The sequence below is a fragment of the Nitrobacter sp. MLSD-S21 genome (assembly GCF_058809865.1).
The window spans coordinates 115,887-129,123 of the sequence record NZ_JBXASZ010000002.1; the positions used below are offsets into that span (position 1 = coordinate 115,887).

Sequence of the window (13,237 nt, forward strand, 5' to 3'; positions counted from 1 at the left end):
GGACACAAACAGCAAGAGGCCACGTTGTCCGTGACAAGGGACGCTTAGTCCGTTTGCTAGCCTGTTGTGCGAAACCGCTTTCCTTGTCAGTGGTCCGATGCGGAATTCCCATATGAATGCAGGGAACTGGATTTTCTGGGGGCCGTAAAATTCCCGACCAGCGGCACATCCGCGCCACCCATCCCTAGCCGCCGTCACCTTACCAGTCTGCCTCATACTGGCGCGGAACGAAAACCTTGCCCCTCAGCTTCATTCCATCATACTGACGCGAGACGAAACAGGAGCGCCGTTTGCCACGACGTCCGATAGGCGACAGAGCAATGACCGGCGCGGAACGCCATCGCCAATGGCGAGGGCTACGGCAAGAGCGTGGTCCAACGACAGCGGAGGCCGACGGATCGTCTCGGGAACTGATCAAGGCGCAGCACGAGATCGAGCGGCTGCGCGCGCAACTGGCAGCGGCCACCAAGGCCGCGCCACCGGCTACCGCCGCGTTGCTTAGGATGAAAATCGAAAACGACGAGCTGCGGAAACTGTTGGCTGCTTCCCGCAAGGCTGAGCCCGAACAGATCGCCGATCTACGCCGAGATATGGAACGTCTGCAGGCAGAGCACACTCGCCGTGACGCGGCATCCAAGGTGACAGAGGCGGCAAGGGAGAGAGTTACCAATGATCCTCGCATTGCTCAGCTTCAAAAGACGAACAACGAACTTCGCAAAGAGATCGCTGCCATGCGTAAGCACTTCGACAAGCAGCAGAGCCAGAAACAGGGCGTGATGAGCTTTAAGACAGTCTCAATGATATCAAAGGCCCTGCACCCCGACAGCAAGCCAAGCGATCACGACCGGGCGGAAGCCTTCAAGGCGTTCTCGGGATGGAAGGCCGACAGGAACGCGGCAGAACGCTAAAGGAAGCGTGTAGAAACGCGACGACAAAACGTCACGACTCAGTGCGACGTCGATGCCGAGATCGCTAAGCAGTATCTGCTTTGGGCGATCGAAGTGATCGAAAGAGCTGGCAATAAGAAAACAGCCGAGCACGCCCGCAAGGCGTTGGAGGTGCTGTGCGAAGAGCGGTACCGAACTGATAAAAGCCAAGAGCCTGACCTCGACACCGCCAGGTGGTCGACGGGACTTTGCCGAACACTCTCGATGCGGTGCCTGATGGCAAAGGCTGCTGACCCGGTGACGGGGCAATCGGGGTCCTTGGGAGAGCGATGCGGACGTAACGCGAATGCCACTATCGAAGCAACTGGTTCAAGTCGAAAACTTTAACTAGGAACGAGTTCATGAATAGCAGGTTCGTTGTAGGCGAAAGCAACGGAGAAGACCCATGTTCATGCACAATAAGCGGTTACAATATACTGTTCGCGTTTCGGAACCAAACCCGGTGCTCGGCTCGTTTATGCTCGAAAGAGGCTGGAAAGGAGATGCGCCGCTACAAGAAAGGTACGGCGAAAGCGGCCCCAGCGGCAAGGGTGGCAAGGTGAAGAGTCGCAAGCAGGCCATCGCCATCGGCCTTTCAAAAGCACGCAACAAAGGCCAGAAAGTCCCAAAGAAAAAATCCAGCTAATCTGGGTGACAGTGAGCCACTCATGGCTGTTTCAGAGCGAAGATCTAACCAATTGCTGGACAGCGAAGCAGGGCTCGCCGCGGCAATGTTCGGTATCCTGGCTATCATTGTCCTGAAGCGGTCTTTCACGCAAAACAACAAGAAGCCACCGCCTGGCGCATCACGCCGGAATGCATCGCCCGCAACTCTCGCATCCGAGACCGACGATCGCGGCCGCAACGCACGATCTCCTTCCGAAATCTCAGCCAAAGGATGGAAGGACATTTTGCTTCGCGTGTATGCGAATATAGGCGAGCACCGCATCCTGTCCTTGGCCGCCGGCGTGACATATTACAGCATTCTCGCAATCTTTCCTGCTCTCGCGGCGCTTGTCGCCATCTATGGCCTGTTTTCCGATCCCGTCGGCATCGCGAAACATCTCGACGAGTTGTCCGGCGTGGTGCCGAGCGGCGCGATTGATGTGGCGCGTGAACAGCTCACTCGCCTGAATTCGAAGAGTTCTCAGAGTCTTGGCTTCACCTTCATGATCGCGCTTTCCGTTTCCCTGTGGGGCGCGAACGCCGCGATGAAATCAATGTTCGATACGTTGAACATCATCTATGGCGAGCAGGAAAAGCGCGGCTACATCAAGCTTAATGCGATATCGCTGACGTTCACGATCGCAGGCATCGCATTCATCCTTGCTGCGCTGGGCGGCGTTGTGGTTATCCCGATTATCCTGAACTATCTTTGGCTTTCGGATGCCGCCGATTTCCTCGTTCGTATCATGAGATGGCCGGCCATGTTTGTTGGCTTGGCGCTCGCGCTGGCGTGCATGTATCGATTTGGCCCCAGCCGGCAAACGCCGCGTTGGAAATGGATCAGTTGGGGCAGCACCATCGCTACGCTGGCCTGGCTTGCCGCTTCGGCCCTGTTCTCATGGTATGCCGCGAATTTCGGCAAGTTCAATGAAACCTACGGCTCGCTCGGCGCAGCGGTCGGGTTCATGACTTGGCTTTGGATCTCGGCGATCCTCATCTTACTGGGCGCGGAATTGGACGCGGAAATGGAGCATCAAACGGCGTTTGATACCACGACCGGCAAACCGAAACCGATGGGGATGCGTGGCGCACGAATGGCGGACACCTTAGGCGCTCCGCAAGCACGCTGATAAGTCAATGGCGTTCTGCGATCTTTGAAATGGACGTCACCCGTGGGAACGTCTCGTTCCGCCCGGGCTTGTTGATGCCAACTGCCATACGACCGGCCAGTCTTTCGGAGGACGAAGAAACCAGCGTGAACACTCGTGGCATGCGCCTCTCACCATGTCGGCAACGGCATGACTCTAGGTTCTAATTCAGATGCTTCGTTTTATCACGCGAACAACTTCGCTCGAATACGTAGCTCGTATCTGCTCAATGTCATTGCATTGGGGACCCTCCACGTACGGCGGTTGCATACCGCGCTTTATCGAACGCACGGCACGATCTGCGTCGGGTGTCGGCCTTCTCATAATGATTTCGGAGGAAGGGCTTTCGAAGGACGCGCGGCCCTGCGGGATGGACGCAGGGCCGCGCTAGCTGGCCACAAGCCGTCTGTACGGCTCAGGCTGCGAAGTATGAGATGTAGACGATGATGAACGCCGCCACGACCAAACCGGTCCCTGCAACAAGCACGTTGCGTACCGTCGGCCCGCGCTCCGCGCCACGCGCTTCCGTTGCGGTCTCGACGATGTGTCCGTCTTCCATTCTAGCCATCATTTTTCTCCTTTGAGCTCGATATCAGTTTACGGACGATTATCCGGGCCGGATGACTTCATCGTTGTAATAATCGTCCAGCTCCGCGTAGCGGGCGTCCCAGTCAAAGATGGTATCGGTACCGTTCTTTGGCGCGCCCTTCAGCCGGTTTTCGCTGATGTCGGAATGGTAGCCGTCGAGATTCGAATCGTATCGCAGCACCTTCCACGGCACTGGAAACTGATCCGTGCCGAAGCCGAGAAATCCGCCGAAGCTCAGCACCGCGTAAGCAATTTCTCCGGTGCTCTTGTTGAGCATCACGTGGTCGATCGACCCGATCTTCTTCTTGTCGGCGCCGTAGACGGCTTTGCCCGACTCCTTGTCGCTTTTGGTAAGGTTGCCGGCTCGTGCTTCGATAGACATCAGATTCTCCTTGCTTTAGGGCGCTAGCGGCGCTTTAGGGCGCTAGCGGCGCGTTGCGGTCCATGAAGCTCGCGCGTTGCGAGCAACGTGGATGAATCTCCGAAAGTGTGCTGCTGGATTGGCCGCCACGGATGACGACTCGCGTTCCATCGGGTCGCGTGACCACAATGCTCAGTCCTTCAACCGGATCTGTTTCAATCGCGAACATCGGTCGCTGCATGGCCTCGCTCCAGCCTCAATTACGCCCATGCCGGTTGATACGGCCATGAAAGCGCTTGCATGGAATAACGCCGACGGGACGAGTTGGTTGCTGGGGAAAATGCCAACTGCGTGCGGCTGAATGCTACTGAGCCATTCCGGTATCATGGAAGCTGCGAACCGTGGCGCGGCTGACATCGGCGCGTCGAGCATCGGCTTCAACATAACGAAGCCGCATGAGCAGGCGCCCAACCCCTATATTACGCCGAAATTGAGCTTCCGCTTCCACTACTTTGCCATGCGCAAAATGCATCTGGCGATTCGCGCTAACGCGCTCGCAATCTTTCCCGGCGATTAGGCACGATGGACGAATTGTTCGAGTTGCTGACCCCGCAACAGACACGAAAAAGCGTCTCATACCCCAATTGAGTTTGCGGAAACCGCTGAAGACGGTTGGGCTTCTCTGGTTTGGCGCAGCTTGCGCGCGCACGGTGACGATGTTGATGCCGCTGGTTAGATCGACTCGGAATTGCTCGAGCGCGTATCATTTGGTACCGCCCTGTAATGATCGGTGGGGCGACTATGCGAGCTGGCGTGCGTTGTAGAACCGCCAGCGGATGTCTCATAAGTGCGGTGATATTTCATCGGTCGGCCTCAGAGGAGACACTGACCGTCTCAGTCCCAACTGGGCAAGATTAAATTACCACATCTTGATCAAGTCTTCAGCCGACGAAACCGCGGACGACGACGTAGACACCGACGCCCGCAACTATCACGGCGAACACAATAGACAAGGCTCGCTTCTGCTTCGCCAACCGCGCGGCAATCCGGCCACCAAAAAAACTGCCGGCGATGCCACCCAGCACAAACATGACGACCAACCGCCAGTCGATTAATCCGGATAGAGCATAGTTTGCGGCCGTCGTAAGTCCGAAGGCGAAAACCGATACCAGGGATGATCCGATTGCCGCCAGCAAGGGTAGTCGGGCCCCCGCAACGAGGCCCGGAACGACGAGAAAGCCGCCGCCGATGCCGAAGAATCCTGCAAGCAGCCCTGTCCCACTTCCGAAAACTGCCAGACGCGGAGCAACTGCCGTCATGCTAGCCTTCGTCAATGGAACGAACTTCTTGATCTGGCCTTGCGGCTCTCTAAGCATGAGGAGTGCGATGACGATCATGAGCAGCCCGAACAGGAAGAGCAGCCATTGACCGTCGAACGACTTGCCGATCGTCGAACCCAGACCTGCGCCGACCATCCCGCAAGCTGCAAACACCAGCGCACAAGGCCAACGCACATTGCCGGCGCGGGCATGGACGACCAGGCTCGATAGCGCACTCAGTGCAACAGCCACCGCACTAGTCCCGATGGCCACGTGTGTTGATTGTACGCCTACCACATAGACGAGAAGTGGGACGGCGAGGATAGAACCTCCTCCGCCGATCAGCCCGAGAACGATCCCCACCAGAGTCCCGGCTCCGACCGCGAGTATGTCATGGACCATGGGCGCGCTCGCCCTCAGCGCACATCTGGAGCGGCCATCCACTCCTTACCCTTGAGCATCGCATGCCAATAGATCGGCGGCAGGATTCTCTCCTTCAGCCACCAGGCTGCCCGGGTCGGCTTCCTGCCGTCCAGGATGAAGGTGGGGAAGCTCGGCAAAAGCTTTCCACCATAACCGAATTCGGCCAGGACAATTTTGCCGCGCTCGACGGTTAACGGACACGATCCATAACCATCATACACTGCCTGCTTTGTTCGAAGACCCAAATCAACGCAGATATTCTCGGCAACGATCGGGGCTTGCTTGCGGGCCGCCGCAGCAGTCTTTGCATTCGGAGCTGAGCATACGTCGCCCAGAGACCAGATATTGGCGTATGTCTTGTGACGAAGGGTTCCCTGATCCACATCGACCCATCCGGCTGTGTCCGCCAGTGGACTTACACGGATGAAGTCTGGCGCACACTGAGGCGGTGTCACGTGGATCATATCGAATTGCGCTTCGACGGTCTCCGTCGAACCATCGGCGGAGGTCTTGGTGAAGTACGCTTTCTTTCCCGGCCCATCGACGGCGACGAGATTGTGCTGGAACTTCAGCTTCGCATCGTACTTCTTTACATATTCCATCAAGGCAGGCACGTAATCGGCGACGCCGAACAGCACGCCACCCGCATTATAGAATCCGACATCGATGTCACGGAGGCGGCCCTGACGATACCAATGATCCGCCGACAGATACATCGCCTTCTGCGGTGCGCCAGCGCACTTGATTGGCATCGACGGCTGCGTGAAGATCGCATTTCCCGATTTCAGTGAACGAACAAGCTCCCAAGTATAAGGCGCAAGGTCGAAGCGATAGTTGGAGGTCACTCCATTGCGACCGAGCGTTTTGGTCAGCCCGTCGATCTTGGCCCAATCGAGCTTCAGACCGGGACAGACGACGAGACGGCTATATTTTACGACGCGACATCCTTCCAGAATGACAGCGTTCTCCGCCGGCTCGAACGCGGTGACGGCAGCCTTGATCCAGGTGACGCCAGCGGGCACTACCGCCGCCATCGTATGGACGGTTGACGCGGCGTCGAAGACGCCGGCGCCGACCATGGTCCATCCGGGCTGATAATAATGAATATCGGCAGGATCGATGACTGCAACACCGAGGTTGGGTGCGCGCGCCAGCAGGCTAGATGCGCAGGCGATGCCAGCGGCGCCGCCGCCGACAATGACGACATCGTAGCTCGCGTCTGCCAGCTGTACCGGGGTCCTGCCACCGTTAGCGATCCTCCGCACGATTCCGGACATATCGTAGCCGGCTGCCTTGGCGGCGCCGAGCAGCGCCGGAAGGGGTTGCGTGGATGCATTCGCCAAACACCAAAGCGAAATGGACCGTGTTCCGGTACGGCAGAATGCCAGGGCCGGCTTCGGCAGGTTCTTCAACAACTGCCCGAATTGCACGGCGTCGTCATCGGACATCTTTCCAGGAACAACGGGCAGATGGACGAACTCGAGTCCACGGGCGGATGCCGCCGATTCCAGTTCCCGAGCCGATGGCTGATCGGCAGCCTCACCGTCCGGCCGATTGCAGATGATCGAACGGAAACCGGCCTGCTTCAGCGCGACCATATCCTGCGGCATAATTTGCGCCGACACGCTCAGTTCGTCGGATAATTTCTTCACGTCCATACGTTTCTCCCTCCCGCTGATAATTCGACTTGTCGCTCGGCTCTTAGAGCGTGTTGATCGGCACTTTCAGAAATGTCTTCCCGCTTTTATCCGGTTCAGGCAGGTGTCCCGCGCGTGTATTGACCTGAAGCGACGGCAAAATGAGACGCGGCATCGAAAGGGTCTTGTCGCGGGCTTCGCGCATTTTCACGAAGGAATTTTCGCTCACGCCATCGCGAACATGAATGTTGTGCATGCGCTCTTCGCGGACAGTCGTTTCCCATCGAATCTCGCGACCGTCGGGTCCATAATCGTGGCATAGAAATAACCGCGTTTCCGGCGGCAATGTCTCCAGGAGCTTCCGGACCGAGCGATAAAATGTGCGGGCGTCGCCTCCCGGAAAATCTGCCCGCGCCGTACCTGCGTCAGGCATAAACAACGTGTCGCCGGTGAAGGCGGCGTCTCCGATCACGTGGGTCGTGCAAGCCGGTGTATGTCCCGGCGTATGCATGACAAACGCGGTGATATTGCCGATCGAATAGGTATCGCCATCCTTGAACAGCCGGTCGAACTGACTGCCATCGCGCTTGAACTCCGTGCCTTCGTTGAAAACTTCTCCGAAGGTCTCCTGCACGGTCACAATGTGCTCGCCTATTCCGAGCTTGCCGCCAAGCTGTTGCTGGATGTATGGCGCGGCCGAAAGATGATCGGCGTGTGCGTGGGTTTCGATGAGCCAATCGACTTGCAACCCGTTACGACGGACATAAGCGATGATCAGATCCGCCGATTTGTAACTGATACGACCAGCCGCGTAGTCGATGTCCATGACGGAATCGATGACTGCGCAAGACGACGAGGACGGATCCTTGACGACATAGCTGATGGTGTTGGTCTCGGGGTCGAAGAACGGAGTAACCTCGGGCTTAACCGCGATGTCGATCGGATAGCTCATTGCGAACTCCCTGGGTTCGGCAGGTGTGGACAGTCCTCATCCTCAACGGCCAAGCGGAGCTGATTGCGGGTTGCGAGGCTCAAGATGGGAGCAGGAGAGATGGGTGTCTCCGCCAGCCCGCCGGTCCTCTCGTGCCAAGGACCAAGGTCCAAGCCGCCCGAAAGCGACAACAACCATCATCCATCGCTCATCAATTACATAATATCACATATCATTATATGTAATCGTGAAATTGATATGAGTCAAGCAGTCAAACTTGAGGAGTATGGCATTATTTCTTACGACGGCGGCGTCGTGATATACGATTTTCATAACTATAAAATTATGTAATTGTTATGTAGCGACCGAATCGTCGAGCGACAGGAACCTGCAGGTGATTCCAAGATGGCCCTCTTGATGAACGACTTGACGCCCCGCCCCACTCCTTCTCCGCTGCGGATGGGAGACACCGCTCCCGACTTCGAAGCTCGATCCACGAAGGGTCCGATCCGGCTTTCGGATTACAGGGGCCGATGGCTCGTGTTCTTCTCGCACCCGGCAGATTTTACGCCCGTATGCACGACGGAATTTGTCGCGCTTGCCAAAGCGCAAGACCGCTTCGCCGCGCTGGACTGCGCACTGTTGGGTCTTTCGGTCGATAGCCTCTATTCGCACCTCGCCTGGACCCGGACGATCGCAGAACTGTTCGCGGTGGAGATTCCATTTCCAGTGATCGAGGACCCGTCGATGATGGTAGGTCGTGCCTACGGCATGATTGACGAAACTTCCGAGAACAGCGCGAGCGTGCGGGCAACCTATTTCATAGATCCCGAAGGCGTCATTCGCGCGATTACCCACTATCCGCTTACAATCGGCCGCTCAATCGACGAGATGGTGCGGATGGTGGCGGCGCTGCAGGCAACCGTGTCGGGCCAGAAGTTGGCGCCGGCCAACTGGCAGATCGGAGAACCGCTACTCCTGCCTGCCGATGAAAAAACGCAAAAAGATACTAATTGGTTCTGCCGGAGCGCGGCATGACGGCGTTATGGCAATCGCGCGAGCAAGCAGATTCTGCGGCTGACAAATTGCGCAAGTTCGCTCAACCTCAGCGCCTGATGATCCTATCGCTATTGCGGGAAGGCGAGAAGTCGGTCACGGAAATCGATGCGGCGACCAGGATCGGACAGCCTGCGCTCAGCCAACAGCTCGCGGAACTCCGTAAGGCCGAACTCGTCACGACGCGGCGCCAGGCGAAACAGATCTATTACAGCCTGGCTCATGAATCAGTGGCGCTTTGCGTTCGCAGCATCGAGGCCGTCTTCAACGCCGGAGATCCGGAACAGGCCTTGTTGAACGTGGTGAGGCGCGACCTCCATCTAGAGGGTGAAGGCGTCGTGCGCGGCGCGGCGAATTTCGCGCGACTTCGTTGATTGTACGGCTTTCGACGCGCCAAGGCATGACGACCGATGCGCTGTCCGTGGCAATATATGGAGGGAATGATGCCGCAACGAAATGATCGCTCAGATGGGCAATCGAAACAACGCGGCCGCTCGCGTCGTTGGCCGCATCAGCCTTTTCCTGGAAAACCTCGCCACTGACGAAGAGCTGGAACGCCTGCTAAGCGAGGATCGCCGGCTGAAGGCGGTCATCGAAGACATTGAAGGCCGTTTGGGTGCCGATGACTCTGAGTCTAGGCTGGTGGCTACCTCAGCAACATCGCCATGCACATGTCGGGATACATTAAAGGCCTCAACGGCGAGTTTAATGAATTCCCGGCGAGGCTTGACCTTCATAATCTAACCGTGGTGATCGATCGTCCGGGCAGACCTGTTTACATGAACAAATCCGGGGGAGGAGCCAGCCATCTGGCGTATCAATTGGCTGCACTGCATTCCCTTCACCGCTTCGCAGCAAACTACAAGCAGCCAATCCCAAGGTTCATGGTGATTGATCAACCGACTCAGGTCTACTTCCTATCGGAGAGCGCTTATCGGGCTGCGAGCGGCTCCATTGAACAGACAGAAGAGCAACAGGACGCAAACTTGGACGCCGTCAGGAGACTGTTTGAAATTCTTGCGCGGTTCACGACCAAGGATGTGCCAGGCTTTCAGCTTATCGTCACAGAGCACGCCAATCTCCGGGATAAATGGTTCCAGGATGCTCTTGTCGAAGACCCATGGACGAAACCGCCAGCGGAGCGTCAGCCGGAGACTTGCGGCATTTCAATTGCCTATGACCATGAAATGGGCGCGCGGAGGCGAAAGCTGAATGCACAAAAGCCAGCTATTGGCGGGCTTTTCGTTAATTCTTCGGAGATTCCAGAAAATATCAGACTGCATGGCTGGCGGCGCAGTGACGCGCAACCAAATCTCCATCGAAATTCGCTGCTAACAGGGAATTCTACAGGGAATTTCGCCAATTTGGTGCTTGAGAGACTGGGATCAGATACGAAAAGTGCCTGTATTGCAGGAGTTTCTTGAGTAATTCCCTGCAAAGCTTATCAGGGAAAATGGTTCGAAGAACAGGGAACGGAAAACTTAAAGCAGTGAGCGAATGTGGCTTCGACGTAAGCGTCCATTTCTCGCACCCTTGTTCGATCGTTAGCGACCCCGATCTGTTCCTGTCTTCAATTTGAAGATGGAGAGAACAGCATGACGAGCGAACATCGAGGGTGGAGGCGTCAAGGCGAGGATTTTTGGCGGGCGCATCACGAGGCATGGACGCGTAGCGACTTGAATCAACGTCAGTATTGTGAAGCGCACGGCATTCCGCTCAAGGCGTTTGGCAACTGGCGATCGTTGTTTAAAGTGGAGCCACAGCCGCCCAAGCGGAAGCTGTTGTATCGACGACGCCCCTTAAGTCCTCCCCTTAGTCCGCCGTTAAGTCCCCTCGTAAGTCCGGGGTCTTATCCCTCCTCGACGGCAGCGGAGCCCATTGTTCCAAGACCACGTGAAGGGCATCGGCGACGGTTCAGCGAAGCCGACAAGCGTTGGATTCTTGAAGAGATGATACGGTCCGGTGCGAGCGGCAGCGAGATCTCGCGCCGCTACGGCATCGCTCCGCGCGTTCTGCGCCGATGGAAGCAGGACGTTGCCGCAGCGAAAGAGCTGGGCTTCGTCACTGTGCAGATCGCCGACGGAGCGACACCTGCGGCCGAGAGGGCCATGCCATGACGGCCTTGCTTCCTCCAAACGTAAAGGTGCACCTAGCTCTGGGCTACATCGATATGCGCAAAGGCATCGACGGTCTCGCGATGCTGGTGCAAGGCGTCCTGCACCAGGATCCATTTACCGGACATCTGTTTGTCTTCCGAGGTCGCACCAGGGCCAACCTTATCAAGATCATCTACTGGGATGGCACCGGCTTCTGCCTGTTCACAAAACGGCTCGAGCACGGCGTCTTTCTGTGGCCACCGAGCATTGCGCCTGGCGAAACGCTGTCGTTGACCTCGGCACAGCTATCGCTGCTGATCGAAGGTGTCGATTGGCGCGCGCCCGAGCAACGCTGGCGTCCGGCGATTGCCGGATGATCTGCGACCGATTGACTCGATGATGCAAGAAATGCGGCGAGAACGGTGCGAGTCAGTTAGATTCTTCTCGTATGAACGTCGATCTCGCCGCACTGCCCGACGACGTGGAGACGCTGCAAAAGCTGGTGCGCTCGCTTGTAGCCGAGCGCGTCAGCCTCAGCGAGGCGAAGGTTGAGATCGAACGGCTCAATCTCATCATCAAGAAGTTGCAGCGCAACCAGTACGGCCGCCGGGCTGAGCGGCTGGATGACGAGCAGTTGCAACTCGGCTTCGAAGACCTCAACGCCGATCTTGCGCGCGTCGAAGCTAGCCTTCCGCCTCCGCCAGCCGAGAGCCGTCCCCCGAGGACCCAAAGCGAGCGCCCGAGCCTGCCGGTACACTTGCCCCGCGAGGATGTCAGGCTCGATGTTGAGCATCAAACCTGCCCTTGTTGCGACGGCATACTGCACTTGATCGGCGAAACGACGAGCGAGATGCTCGACCATGTGCCGGCGCGGCTGCGGGTCATCCGAATCTGCCGGCCGCGCTATGGCTGTCGGGCCTGCGGGACTATCCATCAAGCGCCAGCACCAGAGCGGCCGATCGCCAAGGGGCTGGCCTCCCCGGCTCTGCTCGCCCATGTTCTGGTCTCCAAATACTGCGATCACCTGCCGCTCTACAGGCAGAGCCAGATCTTCGCCCGGCAGGGCGTCACGTTGGACCGCTCGACCTTGGCGAACTGGATCGGCGGCGCCTGCTGGTGGCTGGAGCCCCTTCAATCCAAGCTCGCTGAACACATCTTTGCATCGCAGAAACTGTTCGCCGACGACACGCCGATCCCGGTACTCGATCCCGGCCGCGGCCGCACCAAAACTGGCCGGTTGTGGGTGTACGCCCGCGATGACCGGCCTTGGAACGGACCGGATCCGCCAGCCGCGGTCTATCTCTACAGTCCGGATCGCAAGGCTGAGCGTCCCGCTGCTCATCTGGCCAACTTCAGCGGCATCGTTCAGGTCGACGGTTATCCCGGGTTCGATCGGCTTCGCGACGGCGGCACCATCCAGCTCGCAGCTTGTTGGGCTCACGCCAGGCGGAAGTTCTACGAGGTGCAGCAGGCGACCGCCTCGCCTGTCGCGACCGAAGCGCTGCGACGCATCGCCGAGCTTTACGTGATCGAGGCCGCCATCCGCGGCCAGACCGCGGAAGCACGGCAAAGCATGCGTCGATCAAAGTCGTTGCCTCTGGTCACGGCGATGAAAGCATGGCTTGAAATGCAACTCGCCCAAATCCCGCCGCGCGGCGGGCTCGCCGATGCCACTCGCTATGCCCTAAGCCGCTGGGATGCTCTTTGCTGCTTCCTCAATGACGGCCGCATCGAGCTCGACACCAACACCGTCGAACGCGCCATTCGCCCCATCACGCTCGGACGAAAGAACCACCTGTTCGCCGGCTCAGATGGCGGGGCTCAGCGCTGGGCCACAGTCTGCTCCCTCATCACCACGGCAAAGCTAAATGACGTCGAGCCCTTCACCTATCTCAAGGACATCCTTGAACGCATGTCGGCCGGCCATCCCCTGAGCCAGCTCGATCAGCTCTTGCCATGGAACTGGCGCCCGACAACTATCCTCAACTAAGATGACGTGTCAGAAATAGACGCTTACCACAAGACAAGCAGACAGGAAGAACGCATGCTCGCGACGCCGGTTTGGTTGAAGTTACCGGTGCCCAAG

General features: G+C 57.8%; 14 protein-coding genes and 1 pseudogene. 10 read left to right on the plus strand and 5 right to left on the minus strand.

The window, feature by feature from the left end; all coding sequences use genetic code 11:
* Positions 1–320 precede the first annotated feature (320 nt).
* From AC1RT6_RS06290 to AC1RT6_RS06300, 3 genes and pseudogenes are all read left to right on the plus strand, one after another.
* Complete coding sequence (locus AC1RT6_RS06290) at positions 321–908, plus strand: hypothetical protein (protein ID WP_079447964.1); 588 nt, start codon at positions 321–323, stop codon at positions 906–908.
* A 455-nt stretch (positions 909–1,363) separates the two neighbouring features.
* A pseudogene (locus tag AC1RT6_RS06295) lies at positions 1,364–1,566 on the plus strand (DUF6496 domain-containing protein); the annotation flags it as partial.
* A gap of 28 nt (positions 1,567–1,594) precedes the next feature.
* Positions 1,595–2,722, plus strand: a complete 1,128-nt coding sequence (locus AC1RT6_RS06300) for a YihY/virulence factor BrkB family protein (protein ID WP_472791370.1) — start codon at positions 1,595–1,597, stop codon at positions 2,720–2,722.
* A 433-nt stretch (positions 2,723–3,155) separates the two neighbouring features.
* Here AC1RT6_RS06300 and AC1RT6_RS06305 read toward each other — a convergent pair whose 3' ends face one another.
* The gene (locus AC1RT6_RS06305) at positions 3,156–3,308 is read right to left on the minus strand and encodes a hypothetical protein (RefSeq protein WP_173816036.1); all 153 of its coding nucleotides are present in this window, start codon (positions 3,306–3,308) and stop codon (positions 3,156–3,158) included.
* A 39-nt stretch (positions 3,309–3,347) separates the two neighbouring features.
* Complete coding sequence (locus tag AC1RT6_RS06310) at positions 3,348–3,710, minus strand: PRC-barrel domain-containing protein (RefSeq protein ID WP_079447966.1); 363 nt, start codon at positions 3,708–3,710, stop codon at positions 3,348–3,350.
* 364 nt (positions 3,711–4,074) lie between these two features.
* Between AC1RT6_RS06310 and AC1RT6_RS06315 the strand changes: the two genes are divergently transcribed.
* Entirely contained in the window at positions 4,075–4,266 is a 192-nt protein-coding gene (locus tag AC1RT6_RS06315) for an LOG family protein (protein WP_420799320.1), read from the plus strand.
* Positions 4,267–4,630: 364 nt separating this feature from the next.
* Here the strand turns inward: AC1RT6_RS06315 and AC1RT6_RS06320 are convergent, their stop codons facing one another.
* From AC1RT6_RS06320 to AC1RT6_RS06330, 3 genes are read right to left on the minus strand one after another with little or no spacing between them, the layout of a single operon-like run.
* Positions 4,631–5,410 (minus strand): sulfite exporter TauE/SafE family protein, encoded by a 780-nt coding sequence (locus AC1RT6_RS06320; RefSeq protein ID WP_079447968.1) that lies wholly within the window; start codon positions 5,408–5,410, stop codon positions 4,631–4,633.
* 14 nt (positions 5,411–5,424) lie between these two features.
* Entirely contained in the window at positions 5,425–7,089 is a 1,665-nt protein-coding gene (locus AC1RT6_RS06325) for a bifunctional protein tyrosine phosphatase family protein/NAD(P)/FAD-dependent oxidoreductase (protein ID WP_079447969.1), read from the minus strand.
* A gap of 43 nt (positions 7,090–7,132) precedes the next feature.
* Entirely contained in the window at positions 7,133–8,020 is an 888-nt protein-coding gene (locus AC1RT6_RS06330) for an MBL fold metallo-hydrolase (RefSeq protein ID WP_472791369.1), read from the minus strand.
* A 384-nt stretch (positions 8,021–8,404) separates the two neighbouring features.
* Here AC1RT6_RS06330 and AC1RT6_RS06335 point away from each other — a divergent pair, with 384 nt between their 5' ends.
* The 6 genes from AC1RT6_RS06335 to tnpC all read left to right on the plus strand — a co-directional run bounded on the left by AC1RT6_RS06335 (position 8,405) and on the right by tnpC (position 13,141).
* Complete coding sequence (locus AC1RT6_RS06335; RefSeq protein ID WP_079447972.1) at positions 8,405–9,037, plus strand: peroxiredoxin; 633 nt, start codon at positions 8,405–8,407, stop codon at positions 9,035–9,037.
* Positions 9,034–9,429 carry an ArsR/SmtB family transcription factor gene (locus tag AC1RT6_RS06340; RefSeq protein WP_079447973.1) on the plus strand — a complete coding sequence of 132 codons (396 nt, stop codon included), beginning with the start codon at positions 9,034–9,036 and terminating at the stop codon, positions 9,427–9,429. Before AC1RT6_RS06335 ends, AC1RT6_RS06340 begins: the two co-directional genes overlap by 4 nt.
* A gap of 297 nt (positions 9,430–9,726) precedes the next feature.
* Entirely contained in the window at positions 9,727–10,479 is a 753-nt protein-coding gene (locus tag AC1RT6_RS06345) for a DUF3732 domain-containing protein (RefSeq protein WP_244553557.1), read from the plus strand.
* A gap of 171 nt (positions 10,480–10,650) precedes the next feature.
* Positions 10,651–11,172, plus strand: coding sequence for an IS66 family insertion sequence element accessory protein TnpA (gene tnpA / locus AC1RT6_RS06350; RefSeq protein ID WP_079448504.1), 522 nt, complete (start codon positions 10,651–10,653; stop codon positions 11,170–11,172).
* A complete protein-coding gene (gene tnpB / locus AC1RT6_RS06355; RefSeq protein ID WP_009798194.1) occupies positions 11,169–11,528 on the plus strand; it encodes an IS66 family insertion sequence element accessory protein TnpB in 360 nt (119 codons plus the stop codon). Before tnpA ends, tnpB begins: the two co-directional genes overlap by 4 nt.
* A gap of 71 nt (positions 11,529–11,599) precedes the next feature.
* Positions 11,600–13,141 (plus strand): IS66 family transposase, encoded by a 1,542-nt coding sequence (tnpC, locus tag AC1RT6_RS06360; protein WP_472791368.1) that lies wholly within the window; start codon positions 11,600–11,602, stop codon positions 13,139–13,141.
* Positions 13,142–13,237: the final 96 nt, after the last annotated feature.

Excerpts from the sequence above, each read along its gene's own strand:
- AC1RT6_RS06335 (WP_079447972.1), top strand. The coding sequence starts at position 8,405 with ATGGCCCTCTTGATGAACGACTTGACGCCCCGCCCCACTCCTTCTCCG.
- tnpA (WP_079448504.1), top strand. The coding sequence starts at position 10,651 with ATGACGAGCGAACATCGAGGGTGGAGGCGTCAAGGCGAGGATTTTTGG.
- AC1RT6_RS06290 (WP_079447964.1), top strand. The coding sequence starts at position 321 with ATGACCGGCGCGGAACGCCATCGCCAATGGCGAGGGCTACGGCAAGAG.
- AC1RT6_RS06315 (WP_420799320.1), top strand. The coding sequence starts at position 4,075 with ATGGAAGCTGCGAACCGTGGCGCGGCTGACATCGGCGCGTCGAGCATC.
- AC1RT6_RS06345 (WP_244553557.1), top strand. The coding sequence starts at position 9,727 with ATGTCGGGATACATTAAAGGCCTCAACGGCGAGTTTAATGAATTCCCG.
- AC1RT6_RS06305 (WP_173816036.1), bottom strand. The coding sequence starts at position 3,308 with ATGGCTAGAATGGAAGACGGACACATCGTCGAGACCGCAACGGAAGCG.
- AC1RT6_RS06320 (WP_079447968.1), bottom strand. The coding sequence starts at position 5,410 with ATGGTCCATGACATACTCGCGGTCGGAGCCGGGACTCTGGTGGGGATC.
- AC1RT6_RS06330 (WP_472791369.1), bottom strand. The coding sequence starts at position 8,020 with ATGAGCTATCCGATCGACATCGCGGTTAAGCCCGAGGTTACTCCGTTC.
- AC1RT6_RS06325 (WP_079447969.1), bottom strand. The coding sequence starts at position 7,089 with ATGGACGTGAAGAAATTATCCGACGAACTGAGCGTGTCGGCGCAAATT.
- AC1RT6_RS06340 (WP_079447973.1), top strand. The coding sequence starts at position 9,034 with ATGACGGCGTTATGGCAATCGCGCGAGCAAGCAGATTCTGCGGCTGAC.
- AC1RT6_RS06310 (WP_079447966.1), bottom strand. The coding sequence starts at position 3,710 with ATGTCTATCGAAGCACGAGCCGGCAACCTTACCAAAAGCGACAAGGAG.
- AC1RT6_RS06300 (WP_472791370.1), top strand. The coding sequence starts at position 1,595 with ATGGCTGTTTCAGAGCGAAGATCTAACCAATTGCTGGACAGCGAAGCA.
- tnpB (WP_009798194.1), top strand. The coding sequence starts at position 11,169 with ATGACGGCCTTGCTTCCTCCAAACGTAAAGGTGCACCTAGCTCTGGGC.
- tnpC (WP_472791368.1), top strand. The coding sequence starts at position 11,600 with ATGAACGTCGATCTCGCCGCACTGCCCGACGACGTGGAGACGCTGCAA.